General features: G+C 69.0%; 12 protein-coding genes. 6 read left to right on the forward strand and 6 right to left on the reverse strand.

Going from position 1 to position 13,516, the window contains the following annotated elements; all coding sequences use genetic code 11:
• Window positions 1-258 precede the first annotated feature (258 nt).
• The 4 genes from ACFYY7_RS36800 to ACFYY7_RS36815 all read left to right on the forward strand — a co-directional run bounded on the left by ACFYY7_RS36800 (window position 259) and on the right by ACFYY7_RS36815 (window position 4,950).
• Entirely contained in the window at window positions 259-828 is a 570-nt protein-coding gene (locus ACFYY7_RS36800; protein WP_388668078.1) for a 2Fe-2S iron-sulfur cluster-binding protein, read from the forward strand.
• The gene (locus ACFYY7_RS36805) at window positions 825-1,808 is read left to right on the forward strand and encodes an FAD binding domain-containing protein (protein ID WP_388668080.1); all 984 of its coding nucleotides are present in this window, start codon (window positions 825-827) and stop codon (window positions 1,806-1,808) included. Before ACFYY7_RS36800 ends, ACFYY7_RS36805 begins: the two co-directional genes overlap by 4 nt.
• A gap of 9 nt (window positions 1,809-1,817) precedes the next feature.
• Window positions 1,818-4,046, forward strand: coding sequence for a molybdopterin cofactor-binding domain-containing protein (locus tag ACFYY7_RS36810; protein ID WP_388668082.1), 2,229 nt, complete (start codon window positions 1,818-1,820; stop codon window positions 4,044-4,046).
• A gap of 439 nt (window positions 4,047-4,485) precedes the next feature.
• Window positions 4,486-4,950: a DUF6228 family protein gene (locus ACFYY7_RS36815; RefSeq protein WP_388668084.1), complete on the forward strand. Its 465-nt coding sequence runs from the start codon at window positions 4,486-4,488 to the stop codon at window positions 4,948-4,950.
• 423 nt (window positions 4,951-5,373) lie between these two features.
• On the opposite strand, the gene ACFYY7_RS36820 is transcribed toward ACFYY7_RS36815, so the two are convergent.
• From ACFYY7_RS36820 to ACFYY7_RS36830, 3 genes are read right to left on the reverse strand one after another with little or no spacing between them, the layout of a single operon-like run.
• A complete protein-coding gene (locus ACFYY7_RS36820) occupies window positions 5,374-5,727 on the reverse strand; it encodes a UBP-type zinc finger domain-containing protein (RefSeq protein WP_388668086.1) in 354 nt (117 codons plus the stop codon).
• Complete coding sequence (locus tag ACFYY7_RS36825) at window positions 5,724-7,193, reverse strand: ATP-binding protein (protein ID WP_388668088.1); 1,470 nt, start codon at window positions 7,191-7,193, stop codon at window positions 5,724-5,726. The genes ACFYY7_RS36820 and ACFYY7_RS36825 overlap by 4 nt, the downstream gene beginning before the upstream one ends.
• Entirely contained in the window at window positions 7,190-8,866 is a 1,677-nt protein-coding gene (locus tag ACFYY7_RS36830) for an FAD-dependent oxidoreductase (RefSeq protein ID WP_388668090.1), read from the reverse strand. The genes ACFYY7_RS36825 and ACFYY7_RS36830 overlap by 4 nt, the downstream gene beginning before the upstream one ends.
• A 294-nt stretch (window positions 8,867-9,160) precedes the next feature.
• Here ACFYY7_RS36830 and ACFYY7_RS36835 point away from each other — a divergent pair, with 294 nt between their 5' ends.
• Both ACFYY7_RS36835 and ACFYY7_RS36840 read left to right on the forward strand, forming a co-directional pair.
• Window positions 9,161-9,382 (forward strand): hypothetical protein, encoded by a 222-nt coding sequence (locus ACFYY7_RS36835; RefSeq protein WP_388668092.1) that lies wholly within the window; start codon window positions 9,161-9,163, stop codon window positions 9,380-9,382.
• A gap of 223 nt (window positions 9,383-9,605) precedes the next feature.
• Complete coding sequence (locus ACFYY7_RS36840) at window positions 9,606-10,046, forward strand: cupin domain-containing protein (RefSeq protein ID WP_388668094.1); 441 nt, start codon at window positions 9,606-9,608, stop codon at window positions 10,044-10,046.
• A gap of 116 nt (window positions 10,047-10,162) precedes the next feature.
• Here the strand turns inward: ACFYY7_RS36840 and ACFYY7_RS36845 are convergent, their stop codons facing one another.
• The 3 genes from ACFYY7_RS36845 to ACFYY7_RS36855 all read right to left on the reverse strand — a co-directional run bounded on the left by ACFYY7_RS36845 (window position 10,163) and on the right by ACFYY7_RS36855 (window position 13,390).
• Window positions 10,163-11,947 (reverse strand): glycoside hydrolase family 3 protein, encoded by a 1,785-nt coding sequence (locus ACFYY7_RS36845; protein WP_388668096.1) that lies wholly within the window; start codon window positions 11,945-11,947, stop codon window positions 10,163-10,165.
• Window positions 11,941-12,681 carry a tyrosine-protein phosphatase gene (locus tag ACFYY7_RS36850; protein ID WP_388668098.1) on the reverse strand — a complete coding sequence of 247 codons (741 nt, stop codon included), beginning with the start codon at window positions 12,679-12,681 and terminating at the stop codon, window positions 11,941-11,943. The genes ACFYY7_RS36845 and ACFYY7_RS36850 overlap by 7 nt, the downstream gene beginning before the upstream one ends.
• 109 nt (window positions 12,682-12,790) lie before the next feature.
• The gene (locus ACFYY7_RS36855) at window positions 12,791-13,390 is read right to left on the reverse strand and encodes a TetR family transcriptional regulator (RefSeq protein WP_388668100.1); all 600 of its coding nucleotides are present in this window, start codon (window positions 13,388-13,390) and stop codon (window positions 12,791-12,793) included.
• Window positions 13,391-13,516: the final 126 nt, after the last annotated feature.

Genomic DNA, 13,516 nt, shown 5'->3' on the forward strand with positions numbered 1-13,516 from the left:
GATCCAAGCCTCTCCGGAGTCCAGAATCCGGGGTCAACGCCCACCGGGCAGCTGACCCAATGCGTCCTCCCGCTCACCTAACCCTTCCGGGCTTGAGGTACAGCACCGTCCGAGTGAACCCGTGAAGGTGTCGTCCGTCCTGGCCCGCCCATCGGCTGGATGATGGGCGGGCGTGGCCCCAGGCGGGCCACGCTTCGTGCCCCACAGTGGCGACACATCCAGGGTGACACCCGCACCCAGCGAGGAAGGCGGGCTGTGATGAGTGATTCGGATCCGGGCACCGCGGGGCGGAGCCAGGGCGATATGGCCCAACTCTCGGCGATCGAGTTGAACGTCAACGATCAGGTGCGACTTCTTGAGGTGGACCCACGGACCTCGCTGCTCGACGCGCTGCGCGAACACCTGCGCCTGAGCGGGACCAAGAAGGGGTGTGATCACGGGCAGTGCGGCGCCTGCACAGTGCTGATCAACGGCCGACGCGTCAACTCCTGTTTGACGCTCGCAGTGATGCATGAGGACGACGAGATCGTGACGATCGAAGGCCTGGGCGATCCCGATGATCTGCACCCCATGCAACGTGCCTTCGTCGAGCGTGACGGTTTCCAATGCGGCTACTGCACTCCCGGCCAGATCTGTTCGGCTGTCGGCATGCTCGCCGAGGTGGAGGCAGGCTGGCCCAGCCACGCCACCGCTGACGTGACCTCGTCGCGGATCGCGTTGACCGATGAGGAGATCCGCGAGCGGATGAGCGGCAACATCTGTCGGTGCGCCGCCTATCCGAACATCGTCGCGGCCATCCGCGGCATCGCGGTGGGAGGCCCGGAATGAGATCCTTCACGTACGAGCGAGCGACCGACGCGCAGGCCGCCGTCGCTGCGGTGTCCAGAACCGGCGCGAAGTTCATCAGCGGCGGCACCAACCTGCTCGACCTGATGAAGCTCGGCATCGAGAGGCCCAGCCATCTGGTCGACATCAGTCGGCTTCCGTTGCGGGACATCGAGGAGCTCCCGGACAGCGGACTGCGTATCGGGGCCCAGGCGGCGAATTCCGATGTGGCCGCCGATGCCCGAGTGCGTACCCGCTACCCGGTGCTTTCGGAGGCACTGGTGGCCGGAGCCTCGGGCCAACTGCGCAACAAGGCGTCCAGCGGGGGAAATCTGTTGCAGCGCACTCGCTGCCCCTACTTCTACGACACCGCTGCGGGCTGCAACAAACGGGATCCCGGTTCCGGATGCTCGGCGATCGGCGGGTTCAACAGGATTCACGCCCTCCTCGGCGTCAGCGACTCCTGCATCGCCACCCACCCCTCGGACATGGCCGTCGCGATGACCGTGCTGGAGGCGGAGATCGAACTGCTCGACGCCGACGGGTCGGTACGCCGCGTCGCCATCGCAGACTTCTACCGGCTGCCCGGCGATACGCCGCACATCGAGACCGTGCTGCGTCCTCGCGAGATGATCACGAGCGTGCTCCTTCCCCCGCCCCTGTCGGGCCGGCAGACCTACCGCAAGGTGCGAGACCGGGCGTCGTACGAGTTCGCGCTGGTCTCCGTGGCGGCTGTCGTCTCGACCGATCAGGGAGTGATCAGTGAGGCGCGGGTGGCTTTCGGCGGTGTGGCACACAAACCCTGGCGGTCCATCGAGGCGGAGGCCGCGTTGACCGGCCGGCCCGCCACGATGGTCACCTATCGCGCCGCCGCCGAGGCCGCGATGCGCGACGCCGTGGGGCAGGGGCACAACGACTTCAAGATCGAGCTGGCCAAACGCACGCTGTGCCGGACGCTGGCGCAAGCGGCTCAGGCAAGCTGAGGAGACGAGATGATCGGGCAAGCACTGAACCGCGTCGACGGCCCGTTGAAGGTCTCCGGCCGGGCCACATACGCCTACGAGCAGTGGGGGGCCGGCCAACCTCTCTACGGGTTCATCGTCGGCGCGACGATCGGCAAGGGCCGCATCACCCGGATCGACACCGAGAGCGCCGAACGCGCACCTGGCGTAAAGATGGTGATGACCTATCACAATGCCCCCGCCCAGGGTGTCCGTGATGAGTCCGTTCCGTTCGAATACTGGCGCGCCCAGCCGGTGCTGACCGGCCCCGACATCCACTATTACGGCGAGCCGGTGGCACTCGTCGTCGCCACGGCCCTCGAACAGGCCCGAGCGGCGGCCGATCTGGTCGAAGTCAGATACACCGGCGGGCGCGGACGTTTCAACTTCGCCGAGCAGGAAGACGAGGTGTACATCCCGAAAGTGGTCAACGCCGGTCTCCCCACCGACACTGCGGTCGGCGATTTCGATGCCGGGTTCGACAGCGCGGCGGTGAGGGTCGACCAGCAGTACACGACGCCGTACGAGCTCTCGATGCCGATGGAACCGCACGCGTGTCTGGTGGAACCGCGCGACGAGGACCTGACCGTCTACGTCAGCTGCCAGATCGTCGACGCGGCGCGGGCCTCGGTCGCCGCCACGCTTCGGATCGACCCGGAGCGGGTCCACATCGTCACCCCGTTCGTCGGCGGGGGATTCGGCTCCAAGCTGGGCGTCCATTCCGAGACGATCCTGGCGGCGCTCGCCGCTCGCGAGTTGCGCCAACCGGTCAAGGTCGCGATGACCAGGCAGCAGATCTTCCAGCTCGTCGGCAACCGCCCCACATCCAGACAGCGGGTCCGGCTGGGCGCGGAGCAGGACGGACAGCTGACCGCGATCGCCCATGACGTCACCATGCACACCAACCCCGACGTGGAGTACGCCGAGCAGACCGCCGCTACGACCCGCAGCCTCTACGCCGCACCTCACCGGTTGACCAGCCACCGGCTTGCGCCGCTCGATCTGCCGCCTGGGACGGACGTACGTGCACCGGGCGAAGCGCCGGGCATGCTGGCGGTCGAGTCGGCGATGGACGAGCTGGCCCATGCGCTAGGAATGGACCCGGTCGAGCTGCGGATCCTCAACGAGCCCACCGTCGATCCCGAGCGAGCCGTGCCCTACAGCGACCGGCACCTGGTCGAGTGCCTGCGCGAAGGCGCGCGCCGGTTCGGCTGGGAACACCGCCCCGCCACCCCGGCGAGTGTGCGCGACGGGCGGTGGTTGGTCGGCTACGGCATGTCGGCCGCCATCCGCGGGCACTTCCAAGGGCCGGCAGCAGTGCGGGTGCGATTGGAGGCTGACGGCACCGCCGTCGTCCAGACGGACATGACCGATCTCGGCACGGGCACGTACACCGTCCTGACTCAGGTCGCGTCCGACGGGCTCGGACTGCCGACCGATCGGGTGCGGATCGAGCTCGGGCGTTCCGAGTTTCCCACCAGCTGGGGGTCCGGCGGCTCGTGGGGCGCCGCCAGCTCGAGCAATGCGGTGCATGGTGCGTGCATGGCCCTGCGCGAGCAGCTACTGGCCGCGGCGCGCGGCGACACGCGCTCTCCGCTGCATGGCCTGGACCCGGCAGACGCCGTGTTCTCGGATGGCAACGTGGTTGTCGGCGGAGCGTCCGAGGCGCTGAGCGAGATCGTCGCACGCAACCATCCGGAAGGGTTCGAGGCGGAGGGCGGTACTCGCTTCATGGGCGATGATCCGAACTACTCGGACTACTCGATCAACACCTACGGGGCTCATTTTGCTGAAGTGGGGGTGGACGCGGACACCGCCGAGATCCGTCTGCGGCGGATGCTCGGCGTGTTCTCGGTGGGCCGCGTGCTCAACGCGAAGACGGCTCGCTCGCAGCTGATCGGCGGCATGATCTGGGGAGCCGGCGCGGCCCTCGAAGAAGAGGCCGTGGTCGACCTGCGGTCCGGCGCCTTCGTCAACCGGGACTTCGCGCAATACCTGGTGCCGGTCCACGCCGATGTCCCCGACGTCGACGCGGTCGTCCTTGACGGGTACGACGACAAGGCCAACGTCCTGGGCGCGAAGGGCGTCGGCGAGCTGGGCATCTGCGGGGCCGGTGCGTCGCTCGCGAACGCGGTGTTCAACGCCACCGGCGTGCGCGTGCGCGACTTCCCCATCACCATCGAGAAGGTGCTGCCCGGTCTACCACTGATGGATAACTGAATCCGTGACAACGGTGCCGGTTCGTCGGCCAGTGAGGCTCTGAGTGACGCGTGCACCCGCTATCGCGTCAAGGGCATCCCCGGTGTCAAAGACGGCTGGTTCGATGCCCTCCAGGACGCCAGGACCTGGCTCGCCTCCGCCGCCACTTGTACCCACCACGATCAACGGAGTCGACCCTGCGCTGATGACCTCCCGCCCGCCCCTTGCGGTGATCCCGCTGATCTGGCCCCCGACCCGGTAGGCGCCGCCATGGCCCGCACCCCGACATCGACGGTGAGGACCTGACTGTCCGTCGCATCCAGTGAGTGGACACCTCCGAGCGACGACACGGCCACGAACGGCTGCCGTCAAGGGTGACGGCTCCGGTGTCGATCCCGGCCGTCTGCCCGGCCCGGAATCACGGTGAGGGCGGGCGACCAGCTGACCTACTGTTCAGCGAATGAGCACTCACGACATTGGTCTCAACGAATTGCCCGAGGTGGTCGTCCGCTCCCAGGACAACCCGGCGGTCAGGGTGAGGTTCTGTGACCGTTTCCGTCCGGACGAAGACTGCGTGCACTACGTCATTGAGGCATGCGCGCCCGGACTGAATGCCCGTGTCGATGAAGTAGTCGCGTGGATCTGGGACGCGGACCTGGTGCCCTTTCTGGAGGAGCTGGCCCGGGACTTTCGGGGGTGGGACGGAGAGCGCGTCTGGCAGAACAACGATCACGACCTCACCCTCAGAGCGGTCTTCCGGTCGGGCGGGCATGTCGGGTTGACCTGGATCCTCCGGCCCTGGCCGGCTGCCGCCGGCGGCTGGGAGGGTTCCGTCACCACATGGCTGGAAGCCGGCGAGCAGATGTCTGCCCTCGCCGCCGATCTCCGCCGCTTCCTCCACGAGAATTGGAGTGATCGTGGCTGACCTGCCGACGAATGAGCGTCTCTGTATCCAGGGGCGGAACTTGTGCCAGCAACAGCGAGAACCCGTTGTTCGGGCAGACAGCGTTCTTGGTGCCGCGGCCCGGAAGATGGAGGCGGTCACCAGAGATCGACGAGGCCCTGATCCTGGCAGAACGTGAAGACCGGTGGCCGCGGGTCCGCGAAGTCTTCGACCGAATCCGGCGACGGAGTCTGAGCAGAGGAGACCCGCTGGCTGAGGAACACGCTCTGTACTTTGCACTCGCGGAACTGGTGGCCAAGCTCGCGCATACTGACTTCGGCTCGTCACAGGTTCGCGGCCTCCGCTCCGAAGGGGATGTAGCCGACCTCGTCCACCACGATCAGCGGATAGCGGCCGGGCCTGGTGAGCTCGATATGCCCATCTCGCTCATCCCGCCGCTGGTTCTCAGGGATGGAGCAGGTCCGGCCAGTTCTGCGGGACACGGTCGGCCGGTCCCGGGGTCGGCTGGGCGGCCGGGTGGCTGGTCGGCGGGGCCAGTTCGGGTCCGGACTCGTACAGGACGTCGGTGGCGTAGTTCCAGTACCACTCCTCACCCGGCTCGAAGCTCTGTACCACGGGATGTCCAGAGGACTTCCAGTGGGCGGTGGCGTGCTGGGCCGGTGACGAGTCGCAGCAGCCGATGTGGCCGCACTGCGCGCAGCGCCGGAGGTGGAACCACCAGCCCCCCACTGCGTCGCAGTCCGCGCAGCCGGTACTGCTGGGCGAGACGCTCGCCGCGATGCCGTCGATGTCGGTCATACGGACTCCTCGGTGGTTGTGGTTTCGGCCTCGGTCTCGGGGGCGGTCAGCGGCAGCAGCACCTGGAATCGCGTGTCGCCCGGTACGGACTCGACCTGGAGGCTGCCGTGGTGCTTGTTGACGACGATCCGCCAGCAGATGTCGAGGCCGAGGCCGGTGCCCTCCCCGGCGGACTTGGTGGTGAAGAAGGGGTCGAAGATGCGGCTGCGGATGTCCTCGGGGACGCCGGGGCCGGTGTCGCGGAACTCCACGAGCAGTCGGTCACCCTCCCTGGCCGTGCGGACCGTCAGGGTGCCGTTGTGGCCCGTGCTGCCGATGGCGGCCACCGCGTTGTCGATGAGGTTGGTCCACACTTGGTTGAGTTCCGCCGGGTAGGCGGGTATTTCGGGGAGGGAGCGGTCGTAGTCCTTGACCACCCTCACCCGAGGGCCGATCTTTCCGGACAGCATCAGCAGCGTGCTGTCGAGGAGTTCGTGGACGTCGATGTCCTGGTGAGGGGCGCGGTCGAGCTGCGCGTACTGCTTGGCCGCGTCCACCAGGCGGGAGATGCGGGTGGTTGAGTCGTCGATCTCGTCCATCAGCAGCTCTGTCTCGACCGTGTAGTTGAGCCAGCCGATCGCCCCCGGCAGGATGCCTTCGCCCACGGTCGCCGCGACCTGGTCCAGCCAGTCAGTGTCCAGCCCGGCCTGGACGAAGACCGGCGCGATCCGCCAGCCCTCCGGGATGCCGTGATCCTCCAGCCAGCCGGCGAGCTCGTCCTCCCGGTCGGACGCCTCCAGAGGGGTCAGCATCGGTGCCTTGGCGACGCGTTCGGCGGTGCGTTCCTGGATCTCGATGAGCTCGGCGAGGGCCACTCGGGAGTAGCGGCCCTGGGCGATGACCGCCAGTTTGTTCCGCATCCTGCCGACCCGCTCACGCAGCGCCGCGGTGGCGCGGACGGCGGCCGCGGCCGGATTGTTGAGCTCGTGGGTGAGTCCGGCGGACAACGATCCGAGCGCCAGCAGGTGTTCCCGCTGACCAATGGCCCGCTGGGTGTTCTTGGAGCCGAAGAAGAGCCCCTCCAGCAGGTGCGTCGGCATCGGGAACCACTCCCGCATGATGTCCGCGAACGACAGTGCGGGCAGTACGAAGAACCGGGTGGGTTCGGTCACCCGCATGGAGTTGATGTACGTCTGCGGGACCTGGTCGCCCAGATATGCCTGCATGGCCCCCGCGTACACGCCGCGCTGCGAGGTCCGACTGACCTCCACATCGTCGCCGCCGACCCGGCGGGACAGTACGACGGTTCCCTCGACCATCACGTAGAAGCAGGTCGCCGGGTCGCCCTCGGTGTAGACCGGGCCTGGTTCGAACCGTTCCATCCGCCCCTCTGAGCACAGCCGTCCGAGCTGCTCCGGGGAGAGCTTCTCGAAGAGGAACAGCGAGCCGATCTCGTGCGGGTCGCAGGCCATGACCTGTGCGCTCATGACTGCTCCAGGAAGCGGTGGACGAGTATCACGGCCATGGCTCCCTCTCCTACGGCGGACGCGACGCGCTTCGCGGACCGGGCGCGCGCGTCGCCCGCCACGAACACACCCGGGATGCTGGTCTCCAGGTAGTAGGGCGGCCGGTCCAGTGCCCATTCGGCAGGGGGGCGCCCGTCCGGCGTCAAATCCGGTCCGGCGAGGATGAAGCCGTTCTCGTCGCGCAGCACAGTCCCGCCGAGCCAGTCGGTCAGCGGGGCGGCACCGATGAAGACGAACATCCACTGGGCATCGACGACTTCGGTGGCGCCGGTCACGGTATCCCGCAGAATCAGCCGTTCCAGGTGCTCCTCGCCGTGCGCCTCCTCGACGACGGTCCGGGGCCGCACGGTGATGTTCGGGGCCTCGTCGATCTGCTGGATCAGGTAGTACGACATCGACGCTGTCAGGGACTCCCCGCGCACCAGCATGGTCACCGACTTCGCGCCCCGAGCCAGGAACACCGCCGCCTGCCCGGCGGAATTCGCGCCGCCGACGACGTACACGTCCTGGCCCTCACAGGACGACGCCTCGGTGAGGGACGAGCCGTAGTACACCCCGCAGCCGGTCAGCTCGTCGCATCCCGGCGCCTCCAGCTGCCGGTACGACACGCCGGTCGCCAGGATGACGCTGTGCGCGGCGACCGCTGAGCCGTCGGAGAAGCGCACGACGCGCGCCGGACCGTTCACCTCCAGCCCCGTGACCTCGCGAGCGGTGAGGATCTCGGCACCGAAGCGGCTCGCCTGGCGGCGGGCACGATCGGTCAGCTGCGCACCGGACACGCCGTCCGGGAAGCCGAGGTAGTTCTCGATGCGGGAACTCTGGCCGGCCTGTCCGCCGGTCGCCGACCGCTCGACCAGTACGGTCCGCAGCCCCTCGGAGGCCCCGTACACCGCCGAGCCGAGTCCGGCCGGGCCGCCGCCGATGATGACGAGGTCGTAGAACGCGGCGGTCGGCGTGGTCGCGAGCCCCACGTGGGCGGCCAGTTCGGTCGACTCCGGCTCGATCAGCGCGGTACCGTCCGGCGTGATCACCAGGGGGAGCCGTCGGCCGTCGGCCCCGGCCGCCGCCAGAAGCCTCTGTCCCTCCGGTTCGTCGGAGGAGTACCAGCGGTACGGCACCTGGTTGCGGGCGAGGAATTCGCGCGCCCGCGAGGAGGGGGCGGACCAGCGGTGCCCGACCACCTTGGTGGCGGGTACCGGCCGGTAGTCGCTGGACCGCCAGGCCGTGAGGAGATCGTCCAGGACCGGGTAGAGCTTCTCCTCGGGCGGGTCCCAAGGCTTGAGGAGATAGTGGTCGAGGTCGACGACGTTGATCGCGTCGATGGCAGCGTCGGTGTCGGCGTAGGCGGTCAGCAGCACGCGCCGCGCCCCCGGGTACACGCCGAGGGCCTGTTCGAGGAACTCGATGCCGTTCATCTGCGGCATCCGGTAGTCGGCGAGGATCACGGCCACCAGGTCGCCGCGCAGCTTCAGCTCGCGCAGCGCCTCCAGCGCGGATTCGCCGGACTCGGCGCGTACGATCCGGTAGCCGCCGCCGTAGCGGCGCTGCAGGTCGCGGGCGATGGCGTGGGAGACTCCCGGGTCGTCGTCCACTGTCAGGATGACGGTCCGCGTTGCGTCGGTGGCCTGTGCCATACTCCTCCGCCCTGCGCGCTCCCGACGGCCGGCACGACGAGCTGCCCGAGCACGCTCCCGACCATCGTATGTTCGATCGAGCCGGACCGCTTCGGCTGCTACGGCCCGTGCGGCCTGGGTGACCTGATGGTGGCAGAGCGCTGCCGAGCCAGAGCACCACCTGGTGTGCCGCCTCAGAGCTCAGCAGCACGAGTACGTCACGGGGGGGACTGCCGGGCACGGCCCGCGTGCGCCGCACACCAAGCCGTCGCAGGCTGGGGGCATGACCCAGCAGTACGCGACGAAAGGTGACCGATGAAGTTCGCAGTGATCGGCGGTACGGACCTGATCGGATCGCAGGTCGTGAAGAAGCTGAACGCGGCAGGGAACGAGGCCGTGCCGCTGGAGTACGCCGCCGCGGTCCTGTCGTGGACCACTGAGAGTCATGTCGTCCGTCTGCCCACCACCCCGATCCAGCCGATCGCCGCCCAGGACGTCTCCGACGCCGTCGCCGAAGTCGCCGCGGGTACCCCCTGAACGGCAATCTCAACGTCGGCGGGCCCGACGTCTTCCCCCCTCGACGACCTCGGACGGATCACCCTTGACGCCCGTCCCGACGGTCGCGGCGTCGTCACCGCCGGCATGTTCGCCGCTGTCAGCGGCGACGTTCTCACCACCAAGGGCGACGCCTGTATCGCCCCCACGCACTACACGGACTGGCTCTCCTGACCCAGCCCGCCTACCGGAGGAGACCTCACCCATGGCGAACAATGAACCGACGGAGGGCGGCGCCGGGAGCCGGCCACGCTCGGAAGCGTGGAAGACGGCGCTCACCGTGCTGCAGTCGGCGAAACCGCCGTTCGTTCCGGAGGGGGCAGAGGCGATGACGGTTCTCGTCGAATTCCCTCCCGGTGATCCTGGCACCCCTCCCCACCGGCACTCGGGACCCGCCTTCGGTTACATGCTGGAGGGGGAGATGCTCTTCGAGCTGGAAGGCGAGCCCGAGCGGGTGATCAGGGCCGGAGAGACGTTCTGGGAGCCGGGTGGCGATGTCATCCACTACCAGGACGGCAACAACCGGACGGACTCCTGGAGCCGATTCCTCGTCACCATGTTGTGTGCGCCCGGTCAGCCCATGCTCACTCTGGTCGACGACGAGGAGCTGGCCCGACGTCAACACCTGCGAGCTCCAAGGGCTTGAACAAGACCTGTCTCTGGCAGGGCGGAATGGCGCGGTCGGTCGGCCTCGCGGCCGACCGCGGGCCAGCCCCGCTGCGGGTGGCACCGAAGCGGGGCCACCCGCAGCGGGGGCGTGGCTCACCGGGCTGCCGGGTGGCCGCAGCGGAACAGCGGGGCCTTGGTGTCGAAGGGCACGTCCTCGCGGGCGGCCTCGACGGCGGCCATGGAGGAGGGGAGGTCGAACGGGAGGGATCCTGGTATCGCCGCCTTCCCGAGGGCCGCGTCGAGTACGAGGTCGTCGTCGGCGCCGAACTCGCCGATGAGGAGGGCCGCGTGGTCAGCGAGCGGGGTAAGGACGGCGGGGCGGTCGAGGTGGACGGCGAAGCAGGTGGGCACAGTGGCGGCGAGGGAGCGCAGACGCTCCGACTCCTCCTGTGGGAATTCCAGCGAGCCGTTGTGGAAGAACTGCTCCATGAAGCCCTCCCGCTTCTCGTACGGTGCGGCGATCCGGACAATTGCGGCGTCCGCGTCCTCGGCCCGCTCCACGACGGTGCCGTAGCGGGCGGCGACGGCGGGATCGATCCCCTCTGTGTACAGCCGCTGCCCGGCGACCGGCTGCCCGGCGAGGTGGACCAGTGACTGCTGCTGGACCCGGCGGCCGAGTTCGACGCCGGCCGGAGCGCCGACTCGTTCGGTGGCAGCGTCGGGGTCGACGTACGGGTCGTCGAAGAGGCCGAGGCGGAACTTGTCACGCAGAATGCGGCGGGCCGACTCGTCGATACGTGCCTCGCTGACCGCGCCGGAGCGGACGGCGGTCAGGATCAGTGCGGGGTCGGTCTCGCCGCCGAGCTGGTCGGCGCCTGCGTCCAGGGTCAGCACGACCTGCTCGGCCACCGACAGCTCCTCGACGCCCCAGTGGCGCGGCGGCAGGGTGGTGATGCCGGGGATGACATTGCCGGTGATGGCGTTGAAGTCGGTGCAGACGACCCCGTCGAAGCCGTACCGGCCGCGCAGCAGGCCGGTGATGACGTCCCGGTTGAAGTTGGCGCCGACCTCGGACAGGCCCGTCCCCGAGGGGATCGCGTACGCGGGCATGATCTGCGCCGTGCCGGCCTCGAAGGCGGCCTCGAAGGGGCGCAGGTGGTGCTCGAACGCGCCGCCGGGGTAGACGAGTCGACGGCCGGCGGCGAAGTGTGAGTCTTCGCCACGTGCCTGGGGGCCGTTGCCGGGGAAGTGCTTGGTCATGCAGGCGATGCTGTCCGGCCCGATCCGCTCCCCCTGGAGCCCTCGGATGTAGGCGGCGATCATCCGGCACGCGCGATCGGCGTCCTCACCGAAGGTGCCGCTGATACGGGGCCATCGCGGTTCGGTGGCGAGGTCGGCCATCGGGTGGAGGGCGACCCGGATCCCGACGGCGCGCAGTTCCCGGCCGATCAGGGCGGCGTACTCCTCGACCAGTGCGGGGTCGTCGGTCGCGGCGAGGCCGATCGGCTCGGGGCCCGCGCTGAAGCCGCCGCCGATGTGTGCGGTGGCGGGGTTGGCGGTGAAGCCGTGCCGGGGGTCGGAGGAGAGGGTGACAGGGATGCCGAGGCGTTCGGCTGCGGCGAGATCCTGGACATGGTTGTTCCACTCGGCCATCGTGCGGGCGTCGGGGACGGCCATCATGGCGAAGGCGGTGAGGCCCCGTTCGGTGATCAGTTCGGCGCCGGACGGGACCGTGGCACCGAGCAGGGCCGGACGGTTGTTCCCGGCGAACATCCGCCCGTGGCACATCAGGGCGGCCTTCTCGGCGAGCGTCATCCGGCTCACCAGGTCCTCGACACGTTCCTCGACCGGCAGCCGGGGGTCCTCGTAGGGCTCCATGGTGCCGTTGTGGTTGAGGTCGCGGAACGGTGTGCCGTCGTGGTGGCGCAGTGTCAGCATGCGATGGTCTCCTTGGAGGTCTTGGAGCGGAAGGCGGTCAGGGTGTCTGCGGTGGTCCCGCAGGCGGTGAGGAAGGCGGCGGCGCCGCCGTGACGGGTACGCACGAGGTCGAGGAAAGCGGTCATCGCCTCGGCGGGAGCCGCCAGCAGCGGAGCGGGGATCGCGTCACGGGCGGCGGGGTCGTTGAGAGCGGCGGGGTGGCGCTCGGCAAGGTTGGCCGAGATCTGCGGCAAGGCCTCGCCGGTGCGGGCGTAGTCGGCGACGATCGCCTCGGCAGGCACTCCGAGCAGGTCGAGCAGCAGTGCGGTGACCAGGCCGGTGCGGTCCTTGCCGGCGGCGCAGTGCAGCAGGACACCGCCGGGGCGTGCGGCGGCTTCGACCGCGGCGGTGACGGCAGCGGGCGACTGTTCGGCCAGCAGCAGGTAGAAGGCGCCGAGATCTGCGGCGGTGGTCATGGTCCGCATGGCCGCCGCGATGGTGTCGGTGGTGGGATTCATCCGGGCGGCTATGACTGTGATCCCCGCAGCCTCGGCGGCGGCCCAGTCGGCGGGCTCGCACTCGGCGATGCCCCGCAGGTCGACGACGGTGCGGATGCCGTGGTCGTCCAGCTGGGTGAGCGTGGCGTGGTCGGCGTGGGGGAAGGGCTGGGCGGAACGGTAGAGCAGGCCCGTACGGATCCGCATGCCCTCGGGGTCGGCGCCGAGGATGGGGTCGCGGAAATTGATCAGGGACATAAAGGGCCTTTCCGGAGAATCTGAACGTGTGAGGGAAGGGGGTAGTGCGAGAGGGCGGTGGGAGAGAAGGTGAACGGTTACGCAGGCTCCCGGCAGCGGCCCGGGCCGGTCAGCTGCCGGAGCGCAGGACTTCCTGGTACGCCTCGCTCCAGGTGGCCGGCAGTGCGGTCTCGGAGTCGGTCATCACGTGGCGCCGGATCATTCCGGTGAGCATCGCGCCGAGCGCCAGGGGGCGCAGGTCCGTGTGCGGGCCGACGCCGAGTCGCTCGCCGGCGATGGCCGCAGCCTGCTGTCCGAAGTCGTCGATCAGGATCAGGGCGTAGTCGCGGACGGAGCGGATCTCCAGGAAGCGGCGACGCAGCCGACGGCGGCGGGTGGTGTGATCGGCGGGCTCCTCCAGGCGGCCGTCGGCGATGGTCACGGCATGGCCGAACGCATCCCAAAGACCCAGATCGGCGGGTGCCTCGGCGAAGGCGCCGAGGATGGCCCGACCGAAGTCGTAGCCGAAGAGCAGGGCCTCTTTGGTGGCGTAATAGCGGAAGAAGGTGCGGTGGGCGACGTCGGCCGCGCGGCAGATCTGGTCGACCGTGGTGCGTTCGAAACCCTGCTCCTCGAAGAGGTCCAACGCCGCCGTGCGGATGGTCTCGCGGGTGCGTGCCTTCTTGCGGTCGCGCATTCCCGGCTCCGCCACGGGGTCCGTCTCCTGCATCGGTCTGGCGCTCCTCGTCGTGTGCCCGTCGCCGGGCGGTTGTCGTGACGACGGGTCGTATGCCGCCACGAGCAGTACCGAACCATGCCCGGCAAGGCGCGCTCAAGGCGCGCGCCAAGTCTTCGG

This window comes from Streptomyces sp. NPDC001933 (genome assembly GCF_042890955.1).
Taxonomy (GTDB): Bacteria; Actinomycetota; Actinomycetes; order Streptomycetales; family Streptomycetaceae; genus Streptomyces.

Excerpts from the sequence above, each read along its gene's own strand:
- ACFYY7_RS36800 (WP_388668078.1), top strand. The coding sequence starts at position 259 with ATGAGTGATTCGGATCCGGGCACCGCGGGGCGGAGCCAGGGCGATATG.
- ACFYY7_RS36850 (WP_388668098.1), bottom strand. The coding sequence starts at position 12,681 with ATGTCCCTGATCAATTTCCGCGACCCCATCCTCGGCGCCGACCCCGAG.
- ACFYY7_RS36825 (WP_388668088.1), bottom strand. The coding sequence starts at position 7,193 with ATGAGCGCACAGGTCATGGCCTGCGACCCGCACGAGATCGGCTCGCTG.
- ACFYY7_RS36835 (WP_388668092.1), top strand. The coding sequence starts at position 9,161 with ATGAAGTTCGCAGTGATCGGCGGTACGGACCTGATCGGATCGCAGGTC.
- ACFYY7_RS36830 (WP_388668090.1), bottom strand. The coding sequence starts at position 8,866 with ATGGCACAGGCCACCGACGCAACGCGGACCGTCATCCTGACAGTGGAC.
- ACFYY7_RS36820 (WP_388668086.1), bottom strand. The coding sequence starts at position 5,727 with ATGACCGACATCGACGGCATCGCGGCGAGCGTCTCGCCCAGCAGTACC.
- ACFYY7_RS36810 (WP_388668082.1), top strand. The coding sequence starts at position 1,818 with ATGATCGGGCAAGCACTGAACCGCGTCGACGGCCCGTTGAAGGTCTCC.
- ACFYY7_RS36855 (WP_388668100.1), bottom strand. The coding sequence starts at position 13,390 with ATGCAGGAGACGGACCCCGTGGCGGAGCCGGGAATGCGCGACCGCAAG.
- ACFYY7_RS36815 (WP_388668084.1), top strand. The coding sequence starts at position 4,486 with ATGAGCACTCACGACATTGGTCTCAACGAATTGCCCGAGGTGGTCGTC.
- ACFYY7_RS36840 (WP_388668094.1), top strand. The coding sequence starts at position 9,606 with ATGGCGAACAATGAACCGACGGAGGGCGGCGCCGGGAGCCGGCCACGC.
- ACFYY7_RS36805 (WP_388668080.1), top strand. The coding sequence starts at position 825 with ATGAGATCCTTCACGTACGAGCGAGCGACCGACGCGCAGGCCGCCGTC.
- ACFYY7_RS36845 (WP_388668096.1), bottom strand. The coding sequence starts at position 11,947 with ATGCTGACACTGCGCCACCACGACGGCACACCGTTCCGCGACCTCAAC.